Annotated in this window: 20 protein-coding genes; 4 read left to right on the plus strand and 16 right to left on the minus strand. The window is 65.0% G+C overall.

Going from position 1 to position 24,676, the window contains the following annotated elements; all coding sequences use genetic code 11:
* Positions 1 to 293: 293 nt before the first annotated feature.
* From F0Q04_RS22435 to F0Q04_RS22485, 11 genes are all read right to left on the minus strand, one after another.
* On the minus strand, positions 294 to 1,271 hold the full coding sequence (locus F0Q04_RS22435) for a porin (RefSeq protein ID WP_116926522.1): 978 nt from the start codon (positions 1,269 to 1,271) through the stop codon (positions 294 to 296).
* Between the two features lie 302 nt (positions 1,272 to 1,573).
* Positions 1,574 to 3,232 (minus strand): MFS transporter, encoded by a 1,659-nt coding sequence (locus F0Q04_RS22440; protein WP_116926523.1) that lies wholly within the window; start codon positions 3,230 to 3,232, stop codon positions 1,574 to 1,576.
* A gap of 256 nt (positions 3,233 to 3,488) precedes the next feature.
* The gene (locus tag F0Q04_RS22445; RefSeq protein WP_182343613.1) at positions 3,489 to 4,136 is read right to left on the minus strand and encodes a DsbA family protein; all 648 of its coding nucleotides are present in this window, start codon (positions 4,134 to 4,136) and stop codon (positions 3,489 to 3,491) included.
* A 12-nt stretch (positions 4,137 to 4,148) separates the two neighbouring features.
* Positions 4,149 to 4,457: a DUF1289 domain-containing protein gene (locus F0Q04_RS22450; protein ID WP_232539448.1), complete on the minus strand. Its 309-nt coding sequence runs from the start codon at positions 4,455 to 4,457 to the stop codon at positions 4,149 to 4,151.
* Positions 4,454 to 4,954, minus strand: coding sequence for a YbaK/EbsC family protein (locus F0Q04_RS22455; RefSeq protein ID WP_116926526.1), 501 nt, complete (start codon positions 4,952 to 4,954; stop codon positions 4,454 to 4,456). The genes F0Q04_RS22450 and F0Q04_RS22455 overlap by 4 nt, the downstream gene beginning before the upstream one ends.
* Before the next feature lie 86 nt (positions 4,955 to 5,040).
* A complete protein-coding gene (locus F0Q04_RS22460; protein ID WP_182343616.1) occupies positions 5,041 to 5,952 on the minus strand; it encodes a hydroxymethylglutaryl-CoA lyase in 912 nt (303 codons plus the stop codon).
* A gap of 41 nt (positions 5,953 to 5,993) precedes the next feature.
* Positions 5,994 to 6,917 carry a 2-hydroxyacid dehydrogenase gene (locus F0Q04_RS22465; protein ID WP_182343618.1) on the minus strand — a complete coding sequence of 308 codons (924 nt, stop codon included), beginning with the start codon at positions 6,915 to 6,917 and terminating at the stop codon, positions 5,994 to 5,996.
* Positions 6,918 to 6,977: 60 nt separating this feature from the next.
* Positions 6,978 to 8,987, minus strand: a complete 2,010-nt coding sequence (locus F0Q04_RS22470) for an acetyl-CoA carboxylase biotin carboxylase subunit (protein WP_182343620.1) — start codon at positions 8,985 to 8,987, stop codon at positions 6,978 to 6,980.
* 56 nt (positions 8,988 to 9,043) lie between these two features.
* Positions 9,044 to 9,823 (minus strand): DUF4126 domain-containing protein, encoded by a 780-nt coding sequence (locus F0Q04_RS22475; RefSeq protein WP_116926529.1) that lies wholly within the window; start codon positions 9,821 to 9,823, stop codon positions 9,044 to 9,046.
* 92 nt (positions 9,824 to 9,915) lie between these two features.
* Positions 9,916 to 10,704, minus strand: coding sequence for an enoyl-CoA hydratase/isomerase family protein (locus F0Q04_RS22480; protein WP_182343622.1), 789 nt, complete (start codon positions 10,702 to 10,704; stop codon positions 9,916 to 9,918).
* Between the two features lie 23 nt (positions 10,705 to 10,727).
* On the minus strand, positions 10,728 to 12,335 hold the full coding sequence (locus F0Q04_RS22485) for a carboxyl transferase domain-containing protein (RefSeq protein WP_182343624.1): 1,608 nt from the start codon (positions 12,333 to 12,335) through the stop codon (positions 10,728 to 10,730).
* Positions 12,336 to 12,417: 82 nt separating this feature from the next.
* Here F0Q04_RS22485 and F0Q04_RS22490 point away from each other — a divergent pair, with 82 nt between their 5' ends.
* The gene (locus tag F0Q04_RS22490; RefSeq protein WP_116926532.1) at positions 12,418 to 14,145 is read left to right on the plus strand and encodes a Na+/H+ antiporter; all 1,728 of its coding nucleotides are present in this window, start codon (positions 12,418 to 12,420) and stop codon (positions 14,143 to 14,145) included.
* Between the two features lie 39 nt (positions 14,146 to 14,184).
* Here the strand turns inward: F0Q04_RS22490 and F0Q04_RS22495 are convergent, their stop codons facing one another.
* The gene (locus F0Q04_RS22495) at positions 14,185 to 15,897 is read right to left on the minus strand and encodes an AMP-binding protein (protein WP_182343626.1); all 1,713 of its coding nucleotides are present in this window, start codon (positions 15,895 to 15,897) and stop codon (positions 14,185 to 14,187) included.
* A 152-nt stretch (positions 15,898 to 16,049) separates the two neighbouring features.
* Here F0Q04_RS22495 and F0Q04_RS22500 point away from each other — a divergent pair, with 152 nt between their 5' ends.
* From F0Q04_RS22500 to F0Q04_RS22510, 3 genes are all read left to right on the plus strand, one after another.
* Positions 16,050 to 17,093 carry an AraC family transcriptional regulator gene (locus tag F0Q04_RS22500; RefSeq protein ID WP_230770387.1) on the plus strand — a complete coding sequence of 348 codons (1,044 nt, stop codon included), beginning with the start codon at positions 16,050 to 16,052 and terminating at the stop codon, positions 17,091 to 17,093.
* Between the two features lie 118 nt (positions 17,094 to 17,211).
* Positions 17,212 to 17,892 carry a glutathione S-transferase family protein gene (locus F0Q04_RS22505; protein WP_182343628.1) on the plus strand — a complete coding sequence of 227 codons (681 nt, stop codon included), beginning with the start codon at positions 17,212 to 17,214 and terminating at the stop codon, positions 17,890 to 17,892.
* Positions 17,893 to 17,914: 22 nt separating this feature from the next.
* Positions 17,915 to 19,543 (plus strand): AMP-binding protein, encoded by a 1,629-nt coding sequence (locus F0Q04_RS22510; protein ID WP_182343630.1) that lies wholly within the window; start codon positions 17,915 to 17,917, stop codon positions 19,541 to 19,543.
* 42 nt (positions 19,544 to 19,585) lie between these two features.
* Here F0Q04_RS22510 and F0Q04_RS22515 read toward each other — a convergent pair whose 3' ends face one another.
* The 4 genes from F0Q04_RS22515 to F0Q04_RS22530 are packed head-to-tail and all read right to left on the minus strand — an operon-like array spanning position 19,586 to position 24,663.
* Positions 19,586 to 21,202, minus strand: coding sequence for a GMC family oxidoreductase (locus tag F0Q04_RS22515; RefSeq protein WP_182343632.1), 1,617 nt, complete (start codon positions 21,200 to 21,202; stop codon positions 19,586 to 19,588).
* Positions 21,199 to 21,930: an ABC transporter ATP-binding protein gene (locus tag F0Q04_RS22520; protein WP_182343634.1), complete on the minus strand. Its 732-nt coding sequence runs from the start codon at positions 21,928 to 21,930 to the stop codon at positions 21,199 to 21,201. Before F0Q04_RS22520 ends, F0Q04_RS22515 begins: the two co-directional genes overlap by 4 nt.
* Complete coding sequence (locus F0Q04_RS22525) at positions 21,923 to 23,743, minus strand: ABC transporter permease subunit (RefSeq protein ID WP_116926538.1); 1,821 nt, start codon at positions 23,741 to 23,743, stop codon at positions 21,923 to 21,925. The genes F0Q04_RS22520 and F0Q04_RS22525 overlap by 8 nt, the downstream gene beginning before the upstream one ends.
* Entirely contained in the window at positions 23,743 to 24,663 is a 921-nt protein-coding gene (locus F0Q04_RS22530; RefSeq protein ID WP_116926539.1) for a branched-chain amino acid ABC transporter permease, read from the minus strand. The genes F0Q04_RS22525 and F0Q04_RS22530 overlap by 1 nt, the downstream gene beginning before the upstream one ends.
* Between the last annotated feature and the right edge of the window lie 13 nt (positions 24,664 to 24,676).

Here is a 24,676-nt window from a genome sequence, read left to right on the forward strand (position 1 = left end):
TTGGCGCAGTCCAGCCGCCGGATAAGCAAGCCCCCATGCGCAGTGCCAGGGATGCCCAAACTCGGAAGGCCGACACGACTGCGTGGGGGCAAAATGATCGTGAGCAACCATTCTAGGGAGTTCATTCCTCGGCTGAATCAGCTCGCGGCAAAGCCCTGCAAAACACTGTACATATTTACAGATATTAGCAAATGGTGATGTATCCGAGCCGCAGGCTTGGGCGGCACAAAAAAACCCGCCATCTCTCGAAGGCGGGTTGGGAAGCAGGAGCGCGCCGGGCGCCCAAGGCTTGCTTAGAAGTTGTGGCGGATACCCGCAGCGAAGGTGCTGAAGTCGGCGCCGGAGATGCCGGTGGCGTAGCTGGCGTTGGCCTTGTTGTCGACCTTGGTGTAGCCAGCGTACAGCTTGGAGCGCTTGCTCAGGTTGTAGTTGTAGCCCAGGATCAGCTGGCGTGCGCCGCTGTTGCTGACGTCGTCCCACTTGCCAGCCCAGCCGAAGCCAGCGACAAACTCGGAAGCGCCCATGGTGTACATACCGGTCACGCGCGCTGCATTGCGCTTGCCGCGCAGCTCTTCGTCAGAGCGTTGGTAGTAAGCGCCCAGTTGGAAGGCGTTGATGGTGTAGTGCGCGCGCAGGCCCAGTTGCTTGTCGCCACCGACCTTGGTGAAGCCTGCACCCAGGGCCAGAGGACCGCTTTCCCAGTTGGCAGCCAGGTCGTAGCCGTGCTTGTCGTTGGTGCCAGCAGCCTTTTCGTGGAACGAGGCAGCGCCTTCAATGGTCAGGCCGCCCAGGAACACGGGAGTGCGGTAGGCGATCTTGTTGGAGTCGCGCATCACGTAGCTGTACAGCGCGTCTGACAGCGAACCAGTGTCGTGGTTAGGCTGGTCCAGCACGCCGTAGTCAGCCACTGCATAGTAGGACTCAGCGGTGAAGGTACCCAGACGCAGCATACCGAAGTTGCCCGCCAGGTTCACTTCGCTTTGGCGGCGGAAGGTCAGGCCACCAGCGGAGCCGGTGCCCGAGCCGTCGTCCGAGTTGAAACCCGATTCCAGCACGAAGCCAGCCTTCAGGCCGCCACCCAGGTCTTCCGTGCCACGGAAACCGATACGCGATGCGTTGTTGAACAAACCGGTGGTGGAGACATCGCCCACCTTCTGGCGTTCCACCGAGGTGTTCACACGGCCATAAACCTGCACGCTGCTTTGAGCCAGTGCAGCAGTAGAGCCAGCAACGGCCAAGGTGGCAATCATCAAACGATTCAGTGAACGCATAGTGTCCTCGGGGATGTAGTCATTAAAAATGGTTGGACGGTGCTGTTGGGGTCCGCTCAGGGCAGGTTTCAGCCCGTCACATAATGTTAATTCTAGGCGGCAGACTCCGGAAAACGCGCTGAATATCTTGCAGTTTTTGCGAGAGTGACGCATCGCTACCACACTTATGTGACACACCCTGGTATTAACCATGAGATACCAAACCGCCCAGAAAAAAACAGCACCCGAAGGTGCTGTTGGGAGGTGAAGGCCAGGGGTATCAGGCCATCTGCATACTCGGGGCCATCTCGCAGTCATGCGGTTCAGTCGTTCGCGTAAATATCCACATCCTTGGTTTCACGCACGAACAAGGTACCGATCACGAAGGTGATACCGGCGATGATGATGGGGTACCACAAGCCGTTGTACATGTTGCCGGTCTGCGCGACGATCGCGAAGGCCGTGGTGGGCAGCAGACCACCGAACCACCCATTGCCGATGTGATAGGGCAGCGACATGGAGGTGTAGCGGATGCGGGTCGGGAACATTTCCACCAGCATCGCGGCAATCGGTCCGTACACCATGGTCACCAGCAGCACCAAGTAGGTCAGCAGCACCACAGTCAAGACCTTGTTGGTCTTGGCGGGGTCGGCCTTGGCTGGGTAGCCGTCCTTGGCCAGGGTCTCGGCGACAGCCTTCTTGAACGCACCGTCCTTGGCCTTCAGATCGTCGCCACTGAGGCCCGCAGCCGAGTAGCTGGGGATGGTGTCGTTGCCGATCTTGATGATGGCCGTCGTGCCGGCAGGCGCCGCCTCGGTTTCATAGCTCACCGAATTGGCCGCCAGCAGTTGCTTGGCCACGTCGCAGGAGCTGGTGAACTTGGAGGTGCCCGTCGGGTTGAACTGGAAGGAGCACTCGGCCGGGTTGGCCACGACCACGACCTTGTTCTTGGCTTGCGCCGCTGCCAGATCGGGGTTGGCCGCTTCGGTCAGCATCTTGAACACGGGGAAGTAGGTCAGCACGGCCAGCAGGCAGCCGGCCATGATGATGGGCTTGCGGCCGATCTTGTCGGACAATGCACCAAAGATCACGAAGAACGGGGTGGCGATCAGCAGGGCCACGGCAATCATCAGATTGGCACTGACGGCATCGACCTTGAGCTGCTGGGTCAGGAAGAACAGCGCATAGAACTGGCCGGTGTACCAGACCACGGCCTGGCCAGCGGTCAGGCCGATCAGCGCGAGGATCACGATCTTCAGGTTCTTCCACTGGCCAAACGATTCGCGCAGCGGTGCCTTGGAGGTTTTGCCTTCGGCCTTCATGCGCTGGAACGCAGGCGACTCGGACAAGGTCATGCGGATCCACACCGACACGCCCAACAGCAGAATCGACACCAGGAACGGAATGCGCCAGCCCCAGTCATTGAAGGCAGGCTCGCCCATGGCGGTACGCGTGCCTAGAATCACCAGCAGCGACAGGAACAGGCCCAGGGTCGCCGTAGTCTGGATCCAGGAGGTGTAGGCACCGCGCTTGCCATGCGGCGCATGCTCGGCCACATAGGTGGCCGCACCGCCGTATTCACCACCCAAGGCCAGACCTTGCAGCATGCGCAGTACGATCAGGATGATGGGCGCTGCCACGCCAATGCTGGCGTAGTTGGGCAAGATACCGACGATGAAGGTCGATGCGCCCATCAGCAAGATGGTGACCAGGAACGTGTACTTGCGCCCGATCATGTCGCCCAGCCGGCCAAACACCAGCGCGCCGAAGGGGCGCACGATAAAGCCGGCAGCAAAGGCCAGCAGCGCAAAGATGAAGGCGGAGGTTGGGTCCAGTCCGGAGAAGAACTGTTTGGCGATGATGGCCGCCAGCGAGCCGTAGAGATAGAAGTCGTACCACTCAAAAACGGTGCCGAGTGACGAGGCGAAGATGACCTTGCGCTCCTCCTTGGTCATCGGCCGTGCTGCTGCACTGGTTGCCATGCTGTTGTCTCCTTGTAGTGTTGCCGCTCTTTTGTTTGGCGGACACTGCATTCTTCAAGCAAGCGCTGACCCAAGTCTGACGGTTTTCCAACACAAGCTTGCAATCTGCTGACAATTCGCTGACAAAATCCAGCGCAACCCGCACAAAGCGTTTTGCGATGCGGAATATCGCTGCACTGCAGCAGCGACCAAGGGAAAGTCCCAGGGCGGGCAAAACCGCTGGAAGGGGCATTTTCAGCAGCGCAGAAGCCGGAAATCAGCGCTTGGCCAAACCGGAGGGGCGGTCTGCTGCCGCATCCCATTGGCCATCCGCAAACCAGGCGTCGCCATTCAGGTAGGCGCTCAGCATCGGCAGCCCATCCAGGCCCCAGAACAGCTTGCCGTCCAGCACCATGCTGGGCACGCCAAACACGCCGGCGGCGGCCGCCGCATCGGTATTGCTGCGCAAGGCCTGCTTGGCCTCCTGCTCGGCCGCGTCGCCATGGCGCAGCTGCTCAGCCAGGGCTTGCTCCAAGGCCGGCAGGCGCTGGGCATCGAGCGCATCGGCGCCACCCAGCCAGACATGGCGAAAGATGGCATCGGCCGTGAAGCGGTTGATGCAGCCGCCCTGGCCCGTGCGCAAGGCCAGGCGCAGCAAGGGCAAGGGGTTGAAGGGGTGCTGGGCGGGCATCTGCAGCCCACAGCCCAGGCTGTGGCCCAGCCAGCTGGCATGGCGGTAGGTCCATTCGCGCTTGCCGGCAATGCCGGCTGGCCCCGGGTTGGCATGCTGCTGCAGCAGCGCCCCCAGCAAGACGGGCCGGTAGCGCACATGCACGCTATGGCCCTGCAACGCCTGCGGCAGCGCATGGAAAGCCAGCCAGGCGTAGGGAGAGACAAAGTCCAGGTAGAAATCGATGCTTTTCATACCCGGCTCCTGTTAGGGCGTCGGCACCAGCGGCCGGCCATTGCTGCCCAGGCCCGCACGGCCCAGCGCCTGCAGCCAGATCTGCTGGCGCTCTGCGGTGTCAGCCTTGGACCAGGCACGGATCTCATCGATCGAGCGGTAGCAGCCGATGCAGTGGCTGCGGTCCGCATTCATCTTGCACAGCGACACGCAGGGCGATGGCACGACATCGTTGTAATCGGCGGCAAAGGCGCCAGTCACCCGCACCTGCTTGGTGCGGGCTGCCAGCGGCGCGGGCGAGGCCACAGGCAGCTCCACCGGCTTATCCATTTGTTCCGTCATGCCGCCTCCTTGACCACATCGGCCACCGGCGCGCCGGTCAGCGCTTCCAGATCGGCCGGGGCCAGCGCAAACACGCCATTGGGGTGGCCGGCCGCTGCCCAGATCTGTTCAAAACGGAACAGCTCGCGGTCAATCAGCGTAACGGGCTGGCTCACATGGCCGACGGGCGATACACCGCCAATTGCAAAGCCGGTACGGCCCTTGACAAACTCCGCATCCGCGCGGCCCACCGGGCCGACCAGCGCCGCCACCTTGGCCTCGTCCACGCGGCAGTCGCCCGAGGTGATGACCAGCACGCAGGCGTCATCGCTCTTGCGGCGAAAAATAATGCTCTTGGCAATCTGGCCCAGCGCAATACCCAGCGCATCGGCCGCCTCCTGGGCCGTGCGCGCCGAGACTTCCAGCATCTGCGGCCCATGCGGATGGCCCTTGTCCTGCAGCACCCTGGCTACCCGCTGCACCCCTTCGGGCAGGCTCAGCAACTCCGCTCCACACATGGTTCAACTCCTTGTTAAGCGACGATTGTGCCGTTTAGCAGGCTCCGCTGCAGCGCAGCGGGCATTCGCGAGCCCGCGCTGGGCGATCAACCCGCGCGCTTGTTCATCAGCGCTACGGCCACGCGCGAATTGGGCTTGCGCTGCAAAAAGTCGCTGATGTAGACGCCCGCATCGACCAGCTTGTCCAGGTCAATGCCGGTCTCGATGCCCATGCCATGCAGCATGTAGACCAGGTCTTCGGTGGCGACATTGCCGGTCGCGCCCTTGGCATAGGGGCAGCCGCCCAGACCGGCGATGGATGACTGGAAGTTCCAGATACCCAGCTCCAGCGACGCGAGCGTATTGGGCAGCGCCTGGCCGTAGGTGTCGTGGAAATGCCCGCTCACCTGGTCCAGGTTGAAATACTGCAAGGTCGCTTCCAGCGCCTTTTGCACCTTGATCGGCGTGCCCACGCCGATGGTGTCGGCGACATCGACGCGCTCGACGCCAATGCCCTTCATCAGCTCGGCGAGGTAGGCCACGCGCGAAGGCGCAATCTCGCCCTCATACGGGCAGCCCACGGTGCAGCTCATCGCGCCACGCACCGCAATGCCGGCGGCCTTGGCCGCTTCCACCACCGGCGCAAAGCGCTCGATGCTCTCGGCAATCGAGCAGTTGATATTGCGCTGGCTGAAGGCTTCGCTGGCCGCGCCAAACACCACGATCTCATCGGGCTGGGAGGCCACGGCCGCTTCATAGCCCTTCATGTTCGGGGTCAGCACCGAATAGCGCACCCCGGCCTTGCGCGCCAGCCCCGCCATCACCTCGGCGTTGTCGCCCATCTGCGGCACCCACTTGGGGCTGACAAAGCTGGTCACCTCGATCTCGGTCAGGCCCGCATCCTGCAGGCGGTGGGTGAGCTCGATCTTGACGGCAGCCGGCACCGGCGATTTCTCGTTCTGCAGGCCATCGCGCGGGCCGACATCAATCAATTGGACACGTTGGGGGTAGCGGGCCATGGGGCGTCTCCTGGGGTATTTCTTAAAAACGGGGGGCGGAATCAGTATCCGCGATCGGCATAGACCATGCCGCCAGGCTTCTCTCCGGCAGCAAAGGCCCGCAGCTTGTGCAGGATCTGCTGCAAGGTCTCTTCGGGCAAGGTGCGGGCGGAGCTGTGCGGCGTGATGCGGATCTGCGGCTGCTGCCAGAACGGGTGCTCGGCGGGAAGGGGCTCGGTGCAAAACACATCCAAGGTGGCGCCTGCCACCTGGCCGCTGTCCAGCGCGGCCAGCAGGTCGGCGTCGACCAGGTGCGCGCCGCGCGCCACATTGATCACATAGGCGCCCGGCTGCAGCTGCGCCAGCAGGCCGGCATTGATGATGTTCTCGGTCTGCGCCGTTAGCGGCAGCAGGTTGACGAGGATACGCGTGGCACGCAGAAAGTCCGGCAGCTGCGCGCTGCCGGCAAAACACTGCACACCGGCGATCTGCTTGGGCGAGCGGCTCCAGCCGCGCACCGGAAAATCAAACTGCGCCACCGCCTGGGCCACGCGCTCGCCCAGCACACCCAGGCCCATCACGCCGACGGGAAAATCGCTGCGCAAACGCAAGGGCTGCTGTGCCCAGACGCCCGCGCTTTGCTGGGCCCGGTACGGCGCCAGGTCACGGAAATGGTCGATCACCGCATGGCAGACATACTCGGCCATCTGCACGGCCATGCCGGCGTCTTCCAGACGCAGCACCGGCACACCGGCGGGCAGCTGGCGCGCAAACAGCGCATCGACACCAGCGCCCATGTTGAAGATCGCCTTGAGGCCGGCGCCTTGCTCGTCGAACAGCTGCTGCGGCGGCTTCCAGACCAGCGCGTAATCGGCCTGCACCATGCCGGGCGTCCAGCCACGAGCCTCGGCCTGGGGGAGGTGCAGGCGAATCGCATCCAGCCAGTGCTGCAGGTCGTCGCTGTCGGTGTAGACGAGAATTTTCATGGCCGGCATTTCAGCACAGAAAAGGGTGCCGCGCCGTCACAGACAGCGCAGCGGCACCCTTTAGGACGCAGCGACCTGCAACTTCAGCAGTTCTGCGCCTTCGGTGACCTGGTCACCGGGCGTAAACAGCAGCTCCAGCACCTCGCCATCGGCCGGGGCGGCAATGGTGTGCTCCATCTTCATCGCCTCCATCACCGCCAACGGCTGGCCCTTGCTGACCTTGTCACCGGCCTTGACCGCAAACGACACCACCTTGCCCGGCATCGGGGCCGTCAGGCGCCCGCCTTCGCTGCCAGCGTCACCGGCATGGGCCAGCGCATCAATGGCGGTGATCTCGGCCGCGCCGCGTGGTGCGAACACATGCACCACCTCGCCCTGCTGCCAGGTCTGCACCTGGTCGCGCTGGCCGTTGAACTGCAGCTCCACCAGCTCGCCGTTGGGACTGAACTGCAGCGGGCCCGTGGCATCGCCCACCGTCAGCACCAGGCCAGCAGCCTCATAGCGCAACGCCGCCTGCAACTTGTCGCCGCCAAACTCAAAGTCAAAGCGCCGCTCGGTCACGCCATGCGATTGCCAGCCATCGCGGCGGCTGAAGGGGTCGTGGCTCTCGGTTGCGCGCTCCTGCAGCAGCTCGGCCACCACGGCAGCGGCCGCAGCGGTGTCCAGGCCCAGGCCGCGCTGCTTGAAGAGCCGTGCCTCTTCGCGCTGGATCAGCGCCGTATCGAGCTTGGCCTGGCCAAACGAGGGCGTGGCCAGGATATGGCGCAGGAACTGCACATTGGTCTGCAGGCCGACAATGCGCACCGCAGCCAGCGCCGCATCCAGCCGCGCCAGCGCCTGGGCACGGTCTGCGCCGTGGACGATGAGCTTGGCAATCATGCTGTCGTAGAAGGGGCTGATGGCATCGCCTTCGCGCACGCCATCGTCAATGCGCACATCGCTGATTGCAAAACTGCTGCAGTCGGGCTTGCGGTAGACATGCAAGGTGCCGGTGGCGGGCAGGAAGTTGTTGTCCGGGTTCTCGGCGCAGATGCGCGCTTCGATCGCGTGGCCGCTGATCTTGAGCTCGGCCTGCTGCTTGGGCAGCGGCTGGCCGTTGGCCACCAGCAGTTGCCACTGCACCAGGTCTTCGCCGGTGATGGCCTCGGTCACCGGGTGCTCCACCTGCAGGCGCGTGTTCATCTCCATGAAGTAGAACTTCATCGCCTCGGGCTGGTCGTAGCCGCCGGGCTGCTCGACGATGAATTCCACCGTGCCCGCGCCCACATAGCCCACGGCCTTGGCAGCGGCCACCGCCGCCTCGCCCATCTGCTGGCGCAGCGCGGCGGTCATGCCCGGCGCTGGGGCTTCTTCCAGCACCTTCTGGTGGCGGCGCTGCACCGAGCAGTCGCGCTCGAAGAGATACACGCAGTTGCCTTGCGTGTCGCCAAACACCTGGATCTCGATATGGCGGGGGCGCAGCACGTATTTCTCGATCAGCACCGCATCGTTGCTGAAGCTGTTGATGGCCTCGCGCTTACAGGACTCCAGCGCGGCAGCAAAGTCTTCGCTCTTTTCCACCAGGCGCATGCCCTTGCCACCGCCGCCGGCGCTGGCCTTGATCAGCACCGGGTAACCGATGCGGTCGGCCTCCGCGTGCAGCATGGCCGGGTCCTGGCCCGCGCCGTGGTAGCCGGGCACCAGCGGCACGCCGGCCTTTTCCATCAGCTGTTTAGATTCGGCCTTCAGGCCCATCGCGCGGATGGCATTGGCCGGCGGGCCGATGAACACCAGGCCCGCAGCGGCGCAGGCGACGGCAAAGTCTTCGTTCTCGCTCAAGAAACCGTAGCCGGGGTGGATGGCTTGCGCGCCGGTGGCCTTGGCCGCCTCGATGATGCGTTCCCAGCGCAGGTAGCTGTCCTTGGGGGCGCTTCCACCGATATGCACGGACTCGTCGCAGGCGGCCACATGCTTGGCATGGGCGTCCGCGTCGGAGTAGACGGCCACGGTCTTGACGCCCATGCGGCGGGCGGTAGCGGCGACGCGGCAGGCAATCTCACCACGGTTGGCGATCAAAATTTTCGAGAACATAGAACAATCTCCTCAGTCTTCTTCCCTGACCCCAGCCCGCCTTCGCAAGCCCCCGGTCAATATCGTTGGTGATCCGCGCCCGTGGCGGCCAGGGCCACCGGCTCTTCATGGCCCAGCCACCGGCGAATCCGGCGCACCACGGCCCGCAAAAACTTCCACAACACCCAGGTCATCACCCACATCAGCACCAGCACCACGGCCAGCGCCAGCGCAAACACCAGCGGGTGGTGGATGGCCAGCCACACCGCGCCGATCGAGACCCCGTCTTCGACCAGGCTCGCGCCCCAGTTGGAGAACGGCTCCGGGCTGGTGTTGATGGCCGCGCGCGTCGTGGTCTTGGCCACCTGGCTGCTCAGCGCCAAGGTGCCGCCCATCAGGGCCGCCGCTGTCGCCATCGTCGCGTTGTCGGTGCCAAACACGCTGGCCGCCAAGGCCGCACCCGCTGGCACCCGCACCACGCTTTGCACCACATCCCAGACCGAATCCACGCCGGGGATCTTGTCGGCAAAGAACTCGACAAACAGCAGCGCGCCACTGATGAACAGGATCACCGGCTGCTGCAGCACCGTCAGCCCACCGGGCAGCTGCAGCACGCCGGTGGCGCCCAGCATGCCCGTCACAAACACCACCGCATACAGCCGAAAGCCACTGGCCCAACCGAGCGCAGCTGCCAGCGCCATCAGCTGGCCCCAGTCCCACTGCGCCATGGCCTGGCCCATCTGGCCGGCCACCTGGCCGACCTGGTCGGCCGCCTGCCCCACCGTGTGTGCGGTGTCCTTGTCCAGATGCAGGCCCATGCCGTGCAGCCAGTTGACGATGGTGTTCCAGATATCCATGGTGGTGCTCCTCAGTGCCAGTCAGCAAACGCGCTGTTTATAGCGCCAATGCCCGCTTGCTGTCTGCCATCCAAGGCCGCTTTAGGGCTGCATCAGCCTCCCAGCCAGCTGGGTTTGCGTTTGTTCAAGAAGGCCTGCACGCCTTCCTTGCCTTCGGCGCTGGCGCGGATATCGGCGATGCCGGCCACGGTCTCGGCGATCAGCGCTTCGTCCACCTCACGGCCGGCCACATCGAGCACCAGCTTTTTGCAGGCCTGTACCGCTGCCGGGCTGGCGCTCAGCAGGTGCTTGAGCAGGCCGTCCACGGCGCTGTCCAGCGCCTCAGCCTCCACCACCTGGTGCACAAAGCCGGTGCGTAGCGCTTCGGCGGCGTCAAAGCGCTCACCGGTCAGAAAGTAGCGGTGCGCCGCACGCGGGCCCATCGCGCGGATCACATAGGGGCTGATCGTGGCCGGGATCAGGCCGATCTTCACCTCGCTGAGGCAAAAACCGGCGTGGCTGGCCGCCACCGCCATGTCGCAGCAGGCCACCAGGCCCATGCCACCGGCGTAGACATCGCCCTGCACCCGCGCAATCGTCGGCTTGGGGCAGGTGTAAATGACGCGCAGCATCTCGGCGAGCTTGCCCGCGTCGACCAGGTTTTCCTCGCGGGTGTAATCGGCCATCGCGCGCATCCAGTTCAGGTTGGCGCCAGCGCAGAAGGCCGGGCCTTCGGCGGCCAGCACCACGGCGCGGACCGGGGCCTGCGCACCCACCCAGCTGAAGGCGCGGGTGATGTCGGCAATCACCTCATCGCTGAAGGCATTGCGCACATCGGGCTGGGTCAGGGTGATGGTGGCCACCGGCCCAGTGGCTTCGACGGTCAGAAATGTACTTTTCATGGTGTCCTCTCTGTCTCAGAGCCTTACATGCGGAAGACGCCGAATCGGGTATCTTCGATCGGTGCATTGCGCGTGGCCGCCAGGCCCAGCGCCAGCACGCGGCGGGTATCGGCCGGGTCGATGACGCCGTCATCCCACAGCCGTGCCGAGGCGTAGTAAGGGTGGCCCTGGTCCTCGTACTGCTGGCGGATGGGCGCCTTGAAGGCCTCCTCCTCTTCCGCCGTCCAGGCGCCGCCCCGGCCTTCGATGCCATCGCGCTTGACCGTGGCCAGCACGCTGGCCGCCTGCTCGCCGCCCATCACGCTGATGCGTGCGTTCGGCCACATCCACAAAAAGCGGGGGCTGTAGGCGCGGCCACACATGCCGTAGTTGCCGGCGCCAAAGCTGCCGCCGATGATGATGGTGAACTTGGGCACGCTGGCCGTGGCCACCGCCGTCACCAGCTTGGCGCCGTGGCGGGCAATGCCCTCGTTCTCGTACTTGCGGCCGACCATGAAGCCGGTGATGTTCTGCAAAAAGACCAGCGGAATCTTGCGCTGGCAGCACAGCTCGATGAAGTGCGCACCCTTGACGGCCGACTCGCTGAACAAAATGCCGTTGTTGGCGATGATGCCCACCTCCATGCCCTCGACGCGGGCAAAGCCGCAGACCAGGGTGGCGCCAAAACGGGCCTTGAACTCGTCAAAATCGCTGCCATCGACAATGCGGGCGATGATTTCGCGCACATCAAAAGGCTTGCGCGTATCGACCGGGATCACGCCATACAGCTCATCGGCCGGGTAGGCCGGTGCCTGCGGCGCCTTGTCGGCCAAGTTGGGCTGTTTGGCCTTGTTCAGGTGGCTCACGGCCTTGCGGGCCAGCGCCAGTGCATGGGTGTCGTTGTCGGCCAGGTGGTCGGCCACGCCCGACAGGCGCGTGTGCACATCGCCGCCACCCAGGTCTTCGGCACTCACCACCTCGCCGGTCGCAGCCTTCACCAGCGGTGGGCCACCCAAAAAGATCGTGCCCTGGTTCTTCACGATGATGGACTCGTCGCTCATCGCCGGCACATAGGCGCCGCCAGCGGTGCAGGAACCCATGACCACGGCGATCTGCGCAATGCCCTGGGCCGACATATTGGCCTGGTTGTAGAAGATGCGGCCAAAGTGCTCGCGGTCGGGGAAGACCTCGTCCTGGTTGGGCAGGTTGGCGCCGCCCGAATCAACCAGGTAAATGCAGGGCAGTCGGTTTTGCGCTGCCACTTCCTGGGCGCGCAAATGTTTTTTTACCGTCATCGGGTAGTAGGTGCCGCCTTTGACCGTGGCATCATTGCACACGATCATGCAGTCCACCCCACTGACGCGGCCCACGCCGGCGATCAGGCCCGCACCGGGTGCATCGTTGTTGTACATGTTCAGCGCAGCCAGCGGTGCCAGCTCCAAAAAGGGCGTGCCCGGGTCCAGCAGCATCTGCACGCGGTCACGCGGCAGCAGCTTGCCCCGGCCCAGGTGCTTGGCACGGGCGGCTTCACCACCGCCTTGCGCCACCTTGGCAGACTGGGCGCGCAGGTCCTCCACAATGCTGCGCATGGCTTGCGCATTGGTCTGAAAATCTGCCGACCGGGCATTCAGCTGGGTTGCGAGTTTGCTCATGCTTGTCCTCTTCAATGTTCTAGCGTTCCGTTCAGAAACGCGTTTTCTTTAAAAATAGTCTGCTGCCAAACGAATCCGCACCATGCACACCGTCGAAACCGTCCTGCTCGTCCTGATGATCGGTGCCGTCACCGGCATCATTGCGCGCTACATCCGGGCCATACCGCTGCCGCTGATCCAGATCATGCTGGGCGCGGCGCTGTCCTGGCCACAAAAAGGCCTGCATATCGATTTCGACCCCGGCCTGTTCATGCTGCTGTTCATTCCGCCGCTGCTGTTTGCCGACGGCTGGCGCATTCCCAAGCGCGAGTTCTTTGCGCTGTACCGCCCTATTTTGCGGCTGGCCTTTGGCCTGGTGCTTTTTACCGTGATTGGCCTGGGCTACCTGATCCACTGGATGATCCCGGAGATCCCGCTGACCGTGGCCTTTGCGCTGGCCGCCGTGATATCGCCCACCGATGCGGTGGCCGTCTCGGCCATCACCCGCAACCTGGGCATGCCGGCCCACACCATGCATGTGCTCGAAGGCGAATCGCTGCTCAATGATGCCTCGGGCCTGGTGGCGCTGAAATTTGCCATCGCCGCCACCTTGACCGGTGTGTTCTCCTGGACCCAGGTCACGCAGGAATTTCTGTGGATTGCGCTGGGTGGCCTGGGCGTGGGCGCTGCGGTGGGCTGGGGTTTCAGCTACCTGCGCGATACCGTCACCCGCCGCCTGGGCGATGTGGCCGCCACGCAGATGGTGCTGCTCTTGGTGCTGCTGCCCTTTGCAGCCTACCTGCTGGGCGAAAAGATTGGTGTCTCGGGCATTCTGGCCGCCGTGGCCGCGGGCGTGGCCACGAATTTTGGCGACCTGAACCGCGCCGACTACATCTCCGAGCGCATGCAAACCGCCGGTACCTGGGCGATGGTGGAATCGGCCTTCAACGGCGCGATCTTCCTGCTGCTGGGCCTGCAGTTGCCCTCGATCATTGGCGTAACCTTGCGCGATGCCGGCCATGACTGGTGGATTCTGGTGGGCTATGTGGCCATCATCTCGATCGCACTTTTGGCGCTGCGCTGGATCTGGCTGATGCTGGGCGTCAGCCGCAGCCTGCACAAGGCCCACCAGGCCGGCAAGCTGGTCAAAAAACCCGACCTGTGGCTGAACCTGGCCACGACCTTGGCGGGCATACGAGGCGCGGTCACCTTGGCCGGTGCGCTGTCCGTGCCGCTGCTCTTGAACAACGGCCAGCCGTTTCCAGCACGCGACATGCTGATCTTTCTGGCCACCGGCACCATCTTGTTCACCCTGGTGATCGGCAGCATCGGCCTGCCGCTGGTGCTGCGCCGCGTGCAGGCGGTGAGCGAGCCCGAATCGGTGCGCGAAGAGCGCCAGGCGCGCATTGCAGCCTGCCGCGCTGCGATCAACAGCCTGGCGATGAGCGACGACGATGCCGCCCAGCAGCCCACCGAATGGCAGGCCCAGCAGCATGAAATCGAAGGCCGGATTGCGCGCGAGTACCGCAACCGTATCGACCTGCTGGACGAGGAGCGCACGCCCGAAACCGCCGAGGTGCAGGACCTGGCCACGCCCGACGCGGTGCAGGAGCGCCGCCTGCGCTATGTGGCCGAGCTGGAGATGCGGCTCAACTGCATCAAGGTCGAGCGCCACACCATCTACGCCGAGCGGCACAACAACCGCATCAACGACGAATCGCTGCGCAGCCTGGTCCAGGAGCTGGACCTGAGCGAGATCACCTTGCGCAAGCGCCTGGAAGTGGCCCGCCGCGCCGCCGCCAAGCAAGCTGCCAAGCTGGAAGGGCATTGATCGTTCAGGCGGGTGCTGCATGGCGGCGCTCTGCGCGGTTCAGGCCGTCTTGCTCACATCCAGCTTCAGCGATTCGATCATCGCCTCGCGGATCTTGAACTTCTGGATCTTGCCGGTCACCGTCATCGGGAAGGCCTCGACAAACTCGATGTAGCGCGGCACCTTGTAATGGGCCACCCGGCCCTTGCAGTAGCTGCGCAGCGCCTCGGCATCCAGGCTTTGGCCGGCCTTGACGATGACCCAGGCACAGAGCTCCTCGCCAAAGCGGCTGTCGGGCACGCCCACCACCTGCACATCCTGCACCTGCGGGTGGGTGTAGAGAAACTCCTCGATCTCGCGCGGGTAGATGTTCTCGCCGCCCCGGATCACCATGTCCTTGATGCGGCCGACAATGTTCACATAGCCTTCTTCATCCATCGTGGCCAGGTCGCCGGTGTGCATCCAGCCATCGCCATCGATGGCCTCGCGCGTCTTGGCCTCGTCGCCCCAGTAGCCATGCATGACCGAATAACCGCGCGTGCAGAGCTCACCCGATTGGCCGGGGGCCACGGTCTCGCCGGTCTCGGGGCTGACGATCTTGACCTCCAGGTGCGGATGCACCTTGCCGACGGTGGAGACGCGCTTGTCCAGCGGCGTGTCGGTCGAGCTTTGGCAGCTGACCGGACTGGTCTCGGTCATGCCGTAGGCAATGGTGATCTCGGACAGATGCATCTGGCTGACCACGCGCTTCATCACCTCGATCGGGCAGGGCGAGCCAGCCATGATGCCGGTGCGCAGGCTCGACAGGTCGAACTCGGCAAAACGTGGGTGGTCCAGCTCGGCAATGAACATCGTGGGCACGCCATGCAGGCCGGTGCAGCGCTCGGCCTGCACCGTCTCCAGCACCGTCAGCGCATCAAAGCCGTCATTGGGGTAGACCATGGCCGCGCCATGCGTCATGCAGGCCATATTGCCCAGCACCATGCCAAAGCAGTGGTAGAGCGGCACGGGAATGCAGAGCCGGTCTTCTTCCGAGAGCCGCATCGCCTCGCCAATGAAATAGCCGTTGTTGACGATATTGCGGTGGGTCAAGGTGGCGCCCTTGGGAAAGCCTGTGGTGCCACTGGTGAACTGGATATTGATCGGGTCGTAGGGCGTCAAGCTGGCCCCTATCTGCGCGACCTGCGGGTCGGCCGCATCACCGCTGGCGATAAAGCGCGAGAAGCGCTGCATGCCTGCCTGCTCCTGGCCCTGGCCTGCGACATCGATCCAGACCACCAGGCGCAAATCGGGCAAGGCCTCAATCTGCAGCGCAGCGCTGGCTTGCGTCTCCAGCTCAGGCGCCAGCGCGCGCACCATACCCAGGTAATCGCTGGTCTTGAAGCGCTCCATCACAAACAGCGCCTTGCACTGCACCTTGTTGAGCGCATAGGCCAGCTCGGAGGTGCGGTAGGCCGGGTTGATGTTGACGAGGATGATGCCGACATGGGCGGTGGCCAGCTGCAGCAGCACCCATTCCACATTGTTGTGCGACCAGATCCCCACCCGGTCACCCTTGGCAATGCCGGCGCGCAGCAAGGCGCTGGCCAGTTGCTGCGATTGCTCCAGCAGTTGCTGGTAAGTGAGGCGCAGGCCCTGGTGGCGGCTGATGAGCGCATCGCGCGCGCCAAAGCGCGCTGCTGTCTCGCTCAGCTGCTGGCCGATGGTCTTGTTGAGCAGGCGCGGCTCGCTGGCGCCCCGTGCATAGCTGCTGGTCAATCTGGTCTCGCTCATGGTGTCTCCTGTCCGCCGCCCAACCAGCCGGGTCGGCGGCCCTGTTCCTTGTCTTTCAGGATACGCGAGCGTGCCGCGCAAATGATGGCAGGATGGTTGCAAATGTCGCCAGTACAATGGCCATGCTTGGCGCTTTTTAAACCCCACCCTCCATGCCCAAACCGCTGCCCTCCTCTGCCGTCGTGCACCATCCCGCCGTTACGCCCATGGCCTTTGTCCGGGCCATCGCGCGGGCCTACCAGCACCGGGGGCTGAGTGCGGACCGAGCGCTGCAGTTGGCGCAAATCGATCCCTTGGCGGTTGAAAAGGACGGCCCCGGCATCACCGCACTGCAGTTTGAAACGCTCTCGGATGCGGCGATGCAGGAGCTGGATGACGAGGCGCTGGGCTGGTTCAGCCGGCGCCTGCCCTGGGGCAGCTATGGCATGCTGGCACGCGCCTCGCTCACCAGCCCCAACCTGGGGGTGGCGCTCAAGCGCTGGTGCCGCCACCACGGCCTGCTCACCGATGACCTGGCGCTCAGCCTGCAGGTGCAGGGCGAGACGGCCACGGTCGAGATCATCGAGCACACGGGCCTGGGCGAGCTGCGCGAGTTTTGCCTCGTGTCCATGCTGCGCAATATGCATGGGCTGTCGAGCTGGTTTGTCGACTCGTCGCTGCCGCTGTTCAAGGTGAGTTTTCCGTTCGAGGCCCCCGCCCATGCCGATGTGTATGCGCTGCTCTTCCCCGGCGATGTGCAGTTTGGCGCGCCGGTCACGCGCATGCAGTTTGATGCGCGTTATCTCGCCTTGCCGATTGCCCGCGATGAGGCGGCCTTGCAGCGCATGCTGCAGCGCGCGCTGCCGCTGACCGTGCGCCCCTACCGGCGCGACCGGCTGATGGTGCAGCGCGTGCGCCAGCTGCTGGCGGCCGATCCCTCGGCGATGCACAGCGCCGACAGCCTCTCGGCCAAGCTGCACCTGTCACTGCGCACCCTGCACCGCCAGCTCAAGGACGAGGGCGCATCGCTGCAGGCCCTGAAGGACGAGGTGCGGCGCGAACGCTCGCTGACTCTGCTGCACCGCAGCAACCGGCCCATCAAGCAGATCGCGCAGTTGGCAGGCTTCAGCAACGACAAGAGCTTTATCCGGGCCTTTCGCACCTGGATGGGCATGTCCCCGGCCGAATACCGCAAGAGCACCCGGCCGCCGGCCTGAGGCGCAGCCGATGCTGGCCTGAGACCGGCCCGATTTGCAACCTGGCTGACACCTGCAGGGCAGCCACGTACATCCATTCGTGCCAAGATGGCGGCACAACATCGGATGGAGACTTGCCGTGATCGAGCTGTACCACTGTGTGAGCGCGCGCTCGTTCCGCGCGCTATGGATGCTGGAAGAGCTTGGCCTGCCCTACCAGCTGCAGATGCTGCCCTTTCCGCCCCGCGCACTGGCCAAGCACTACCTGGCACTCAACCCCCTGGGCACCGTGCCCTTGCTGATCGACGGCGACACGCGCATGACCGAGTCGTCCGCCATCTGCCAGTACCTGGCCAGCCGCGACCCGGCGCAGCGCCTGGACGTGCAGCCCAGCGACCCCGCCTATGGCAGCTACCTGAACTGGCTGTACATGTCCGATACGACCTTGACCTTTCCGCAGACCCTGGTGCTGCGCTACCAGTTCTTTGAGCCTGCCGTGCGGCGCCAGCCCCAGGTCGCAGAAGACTATGCGCGCTGGTTTCTGGGCCGGCTGCGCGCGCTGGAGACCGCCGCCCAGGCCATGCCAGCCGAACTGCCCTACCTCTGCGCAGGCCGTTTTACCGCGGCCGATGTGGCCGTGGGCTATGCGCTGATGCTGTCGGACTACCTGGGCATGTCCTCGCAATGGGGGCCGGCCACCCAGCACTACTGGATGCACCTGCAGCAGCGCGCCGCCTTTCTGCGCATCCTGGAGGTCGAAAAGCAGGCCGCGCTGGACCAGCAGATCGACCCCATTCCGTCGCCCTTGATCCGGCCCTGACCCTGCTTTGAAGTCCTCCGACATGATCGCCATCACCGACCACACCACCATCGGCCAGGCCTTGCAGGCCGCCATTGCGCGCTACCCCGAGCACAGCCTGCTGGCGGTGCCGGCCAATCCCAAGCGCAGCTACCTGCCCGAGGGCTGCGAGTTCAGCTACACGCAGGCCGGCGCCCATATCGCGCGGCTGCAGGCCCGCTACCAGGCCGCGGGCTATGGCGTGGGCCACCGCGTGGGGCTGTTTCTGGAAAGCCGGCCCGAGCACCTCTGGCACAAGCTGGCGATGAACAGCCTGGGCATCTGCTGTGTGCCCATCAACCCCGACTACAAGCGCCGCGAGCTGAACTACCTGATCGACCATGCACAGCTGGACCTGGTCGTCTGCCTGCCCGAGCGGCTGGAGGCACTGCAGCAGTCCCTGCAGGACACGCGCAACCAGCCGGCCCTGGTCTGCACCGATCCGCAAGATGGCAGTGCGATCACGCTGCCGCCGGCCCGCTCGCAGCCCTCGGGCAGCCTGAGCGCCGACACGCCAGCAAGCATCCTCTACACCTCGGGCACCACCGGCCAGCCCAAGGGCTGTGTGCTCTCGCATGCCTATGAACTGGCCGCTGGCAAGTGGTATGCATCCCACCCCGGCCATGTGTCGATCCAGGAAGGCCGCGAGCGCCTGTTCAACCCGCTGCCGCTGTTCCATGTCAACGCATCCATCCTGTCGTTCTACTGCATGCTGCTCACCGGCGGCTGCCAGGTCCAGACCGACCGCTTTCAGCCCAGCCGCTGGTGGGAAGAGGTTGCCAGCAGCCGCGCCACCATCGTCCACTACCTGGGCGTGATCATTCCGCTCTTGCTCAAGCAGCCGCCGTCCGACTGGGAAAAGCAGCACTGCGTGCGCTTTGGCTATGGCGCAGGGGTGGAGCCGCAGCTGCATGCCGCCTTCGAGCAGCGCTTTGGCTTTCCGCTGATCGAGCTGTGGGGCATGACCGAGGTGGTGCGCACCATCTCTGACCATGGCGACGACCGCCAGGTAGGCACACGCTCCTTTGGCCGTGGTGCGCCGGGGCTCGAGGTACTGGTGGCCGATGAGAGCGGCCAGCCGGTGCCGCCCGGCACGCCTGGCGAGATGCTGGTGCGCTACTCGGCCGAGACCCCGCGCAAGCATTTTTTCAGCGAGTACCTGGACAACCCCGAGGCCACCGCCAAGGCCTGGGAAGGCGGCTGGTTCCACACCGGGGATGTGGTGCTGCAGGACCCCGATGGCCTGCTGCACTTCATGGACCGGCGCAAGAACATCATCCGCCGCTCCGGCGAGAACATTGCCGCGGCCGAGGTGGAAGCCGTGCTGCTGTCCCACCCCAAGGTGCACCAGGTGGCCGTGCTGGCCGCGCCCGATGACATCCGCGAAGAGGAGGTGCTGGCCAGCATTGTGCTGACGGACGGCGTGGCGCCCGGCACCGCCATCTGCCAGGAGCTGTTTGCGTTCTGCCAGCAAGAGATGGCCTACTACAAGGTGCCCGGCTGGTGGTGGTTCACCGATGAGATCCCCACCACCGGCACGCAAAAGATCCAGAAGCACCGGATCTTGGCGGCGGGCCAGGATGTGCGCAGCCTGCCCCAGGTGCTGGACATGCGGGCGCACAAAAAGCGCTGATCGCGCTGGGCCCGCTGCTGCACTGCGAGGCGGGCCGAAAACCTAGCCCGCGCGGCGCAGCAGGTCGGCGCCCTTCTCGCCAATCATCATCGTGGCCGCGCAGGTGTTGGCCGAGGTGATCTCGGGCATCACCGAGGCATCGATCACCCGCAGCCCCTGCAGCCCATGCACGCGCAGCTGGGCATCGACGACGGCACCTGCCTCGGGGCGGGGCCCCATGCGCGCCGTGCCGTTGAGGTGGTAGGACGAGACACCGTAGCGGTAGATAAAGTCCAGGATCTCGTCATCGGACTGCACCTGCGGCCCGGGCATGACCTCGTCCACCCGGTAGGGCGCGAGCGCCTGGCTCTGCAGCAAGGCCCGGGCCTGGCGCACACCGCGAATCAAGGTCTGGCGGTCGCCCTCGTCGTCCAGATAGCGCGGCTGCACGACCGGGTCGGCCAGCGGATCGCTTGAGGCCAACTGCACCGTGCCCATGCTCTGCGGCCGGTGCTGCCAGACGCCGCAGGTCATGCCTGGGAACACATCGAGCTGGCCCACATAGCCTTCGCGGTAGCTGGCCGGGGAGAACACACCTTGCAGATCGGGCCGCGCGAGCCCTGGCTGCGAGGCTGCGAACCAGTGCACGACGGACGGGCTGAGCTGCAGAATATTGGGCTTGCCGCGCAGCCATTGCCAGGCCTGGCCCCAGAGGCGCGGCACACGCGCCAGCTCGTTGATCGTGGTGGCGTTCTTGACCGACGCGACCAGCCGCACCGAGAAATGGTCCTTGAGGTGCTGACCCACGCCCGGCAAATGCACCTGGGTGGCAATGCCCAGCGCGCGCAGCCGCTCGCCATCGCCAATGCCCGACAGCTGCAGCAGCTTCGGCGTGTTGATGGCGCCGGCGCTGACGACCACCTCGCGCCGCGCCCTCACTTGGCGCCCCACGCCATCTTGCAGGTATTCCACACCACAGGCGCGGCCGTCCTCGACCATAATGCGCAGCGCCTGCGCGCCGGTCCGCACATCCAGGTTGCCGCGCCGCACAGCCGGGCGCAGAAAGCAGCCCGCCGTGCTCATGCGCCAGCCGTTGTGGATGCTGCGCTGGAAATAGCCCACGCCTTGCTGGTAGGCGCCGTTGTAGTCCGGGTTGCGCGCGAGGCCCTGCTCGGCAGCGCCCTCCAGGAAGGCCTCGCAAATCGGGTGCGGCCAGTGCGGCAGGCTGACCTTGAGCGGGCCGTTGTGGCCGCGCAGTGCCGGATCGCCGCCATCGACAAAATGCTCGCTGCGCTGGAAGTACGGCAGCACCTCGTCATAGGACCACCCCGCATTGCCCTGCGCCGCCCAGCCATCGAAATCCTCGCGCTGGCCCCGGTTGTAGACCAGACCGTTGATGGAGGTGGAGCCGCCCAAGGTCTTGCCCTGGGGCAGCGGAATGCGCCGCCCTCCCGTGCGCTCGGTCGGCTCGGAGCTGAACTGCCAGGCCACCGCCGGATTGAAGATCACCTTGATAAAGCCGGCCGGCAGCTTGAGGTAGGGCCTGTGGTCGGGCGGGCCGGCTTCGAGCACGCAGATGCGCAGCGCAGGATCCTCGCCCAAGCGGGCGGCGACGATGGCGCCGGCCGCGCCGCTGCCGACCACCACATAGTCAAAATGGTCGGCTGCCGGCGCGCTCATGCATGGGCTCCCAGGTACGCGGCACGCACCTTGGGGTCGCGCCGCAGATCGGCCGCGGCGCCCTGCAGGGTGAAGTGGCCCGTCTCCAGCACATAGGCGCGGTCAGCTACCGCCAGCGCCTGGTTGGCCATCTGCTCGACCAGCAAGATGGTCACCCCTTGCGCCTTGAGCTGGCGCACGATCGCAAAGATCTCCTTGACGATCAGCGGCGCCAGGCCCAGCGAGGGCTCATCGAGCAGCAGCAGCTTGGGCCGCGACATCAACGCGCGCGCAATCGCCAGCATCTGCTGCTCGCCGCCCGACATGGTGCCGGCCATCTGCGCGCGGCGCTCACGCAGCCGCGGGAAGGTGTTGAACTGCTGCTCCACATCGGCGGCAATCGCGGCGGACCCATCCTTGCGGTGGTAGGCGCCCAGCAGCAGGTTGTCATGCACGCTCTGGTCGGCAAACACCTGGCGGCCTTCGGGCGACTGGGCAATGCCAAAGGGCACACGCAGGTGGCCGGGCATGCGGGTGATGTCCTGGCCCAGGAACTCGATGCGGCCCGCCGCTGTGGGCTCCAGGCCCGAGATGGCCTTCATCAGGGTGCTCTTGCCTGCGCCATTGCCACCGATGATGGTGACCACCTCACCGGCATGCACCTGCAGCGACACCCCCTTGAGCGCCTGCACGGCACCGTAGTGCAGCTCCAGCGCCTCGACACGCAGCAATGGTGTTTGCTCAGGCATGGGGGCCTCCGTTCATCGCGTTGTCCTCGGTTTCATCATCGCTGCCCAGGTAGGCGGCAATCACGCGCGGGTTGCTTTGCACCTGCTGGGGTGTGCCCTCGGCAATCTTCTGGCCGTAGTCGAGCACGATCACGTGGTCGGACACAGCCATCACCAGGTCCATGTGGTGCTCGATCAGCAGCACGGTAATGCCCAGATCGCGGATGCGTGCAATCACCTGGATCAGCTCCTGCGTCTCCTGCGGGTTGAGGCCGGCGGCCGGCTCATCGAGCAGCAGCAAACGCGGATGGGTGGCCAGCGCGCGGGCCAGCTCCAGCCGGCGCTGCAGGCCATAGGGCAGGCTGCCGGCGGTATGCAGCGCCTTGTCACGCAGCTGCAGGCGGTCAAGGATCTGCAGCGCCTCATCCCGCGCAGCGAGCTCAGCGCGCCGGGCCTTGCCCACCCCTATCAGGCTGGCAAAGAACCCAGCCTGGATATGCGCATGCAAGCCGACCTTGACGTTGTCGAGCACGGTCATATCGCTGAAGAGGCGCAGGTTCTGGAAGGTACGGCCCAGGCCCATGCGGGCAATCCGGTTGGGCGAGACACCGACGATGCTCTGGCCCGCAAACTGGATGGAGCCGCGCTCGGGCACCACAATGCCCGACAGGATATTGAGCAAGGTGGTCTTGCCCGCGCCATTGGGCCCGATCAGCGAATGCACATGGCCGGGCTTGATGCATAGATCGACCTCATTGGTCGGCACCACGCCGCCGTAAGCCTTGTAGATGCCGCGACCGTCCAGCAAACCTTCTGCGCCGGTGCTGGCCAGCGGCGCGGCCGATTTGAGCTGCCAGGCCGGCAGATCCTGCGGCAGCTGCGGCGTGGGCAGCAGGCCCGGTGCGTATTTGCGCGCCAGGCTGCGCAATGTGCCGGCCAGGCCATTGGGCATGGCGTACAGCGCAAACAGCAGCAGCGCACCATAGGTGAAATGCTGCACACCCGGCCAGCGCGACAACAGCGAATCGAGCAGGGTCAACACCACAGCGCCCAGCAGCGGCCCGTAGACGGAATTGCCACCAAACAGCACCACCAGCAGGAAGAAGACCGACAGATTGAAAGTGATGAAGTCCGAGTTGATGTACTGGTTCTGCTGCGTGATCAGCGCGCCGGCAATGCCGCAGGTGAAGGCACTGATGACAAAGGCCAGCACCTTGAACTTGTAGACGCTGACGCCCACGCTCTCGGCCGCCACCTCGGCGGTGTTCACGGCCATGAAGGCGCGGCCAAAACGCCCCGCCAGCAGGTGGCGGAACATCACATGCAGCACCACGCACAGAGCCAGCACAAACCAGACCCAGTGCGAGGAGGCAAACATCTGGTCGCCCAGCTTCAAGGGCACCACGCCATAGATGCCCTGCTGGCCGGCAAATACATCCTGCCATTCCGAGACCACCTTCTCGACGACGATGCCAAAGCCGATGGTGACCATCGCCAGCGCCGGCCCTTTGACGCGCAGCGCCGGCAGCGCAATCACCACGCCAAACAGCCCGGCCAGCACACCGGCCATTGCAAAGGCGGCCCAGGGGTTCCAGCCCCAGCGGGTGGTGAGCAGGGCCACCGCATAGGCGCCCACGGCAAACAGGCCGGCATGGCCCAGTGATTTCTGGCCGGTGTAGTTCACCAGCACATTCAGCCCCGAGGCGGCGATGTAGTTGACCCCGATCAGAAAGACGATGCGCAGGTAGAAGTCGTTGCTGGTCATCAGCGGGATGGCGGCCACCAGCGCCGCCACCAGGGCCAGCCAGCCGTAGTGCTTGATCTCGCTGTTCATCAGACTTTCTCCACGATCTTCTGGCCCAAGAGGCCCTGGGGCCGCACCACCAGCACCACGATGATCAGCAAGAAGATGCTGATCTCGCGCATCTCCGCCTGCCACAGGCCAACCAGGGCCTCAATCAGGCCCAGCACAAAGCCGCCCAGCATGCAGCCGCGTGGGCTGGTCAGACCGCCCAGAATGGCCGAGGAGAAGGCCTTGAGCGCCAAGGTCATGCCCATGAATACCGATGCCGTCGTGATGGGCGCAATCAGCAAACCGGCCAGGCCCGCCAGGCTGGAGCTGATGACAAAGGCCAGCACGACGATGGCTGTCACATTGATGCCCATCAGGGTGGCTGCACTGCCGCTTTGCGCCACCGCGCGCACGGCCTTGCCGATGCGGGTGTGGCGCATCACATAATCGAGCGCGAGCAGCACGGCCACGCTGCAGACCAGCACCAGCACCTCTTGGGGCAGCACACCGGCATTGCCGATGCGCAGCACCTCGCTGCCCAGCGGCGAGGGCATGACCAGCGGCGCCGGGCCCCAGATGGCCAGCGCCGTGTTCTGGATGATGATGCCAAAGCCGATGGTGCTCATCACCCAGGCCATGCCGCCGCGCCCCACAAAGGGCCGCACGGCGGCGTAATAGAGCAGCAGGCCCAGCAGCGCCAGGACGGCCATCGTGCCCACCAGGCTGAGCACATAGCGCCACAGGCTGACATCGGCGGGCAGCAGGCTGTCGGTGATGTTCTTGCCGGCGAGCAGCAGCAGCGCCGAGACCGCGACAAACGCGCCCGCGACCAGGAACTCGCCCTGGCCAAAATTCAAGGTCTTGGTGGTGTTGAAGGTGATGTTGAAACCCACCGCCACCAAGGCATAAATACTTCCCAAGGCCAGCCCGCTAAAGACCGCCTGCAGTATCGAATCCAGCATACGCACCCCAGAC

It is taken from the genome of Comamonas koreensis, from assembly GCF_014076495.1.
In the GTDB taxonomy this organism is placed as follows: domain Bacteria; phylum Pseudomonadota; class Gammaproteobacteria; order Burkholderiales; family Burkholderiaceae_C; genus Comamonas; species Comamonas squillarum.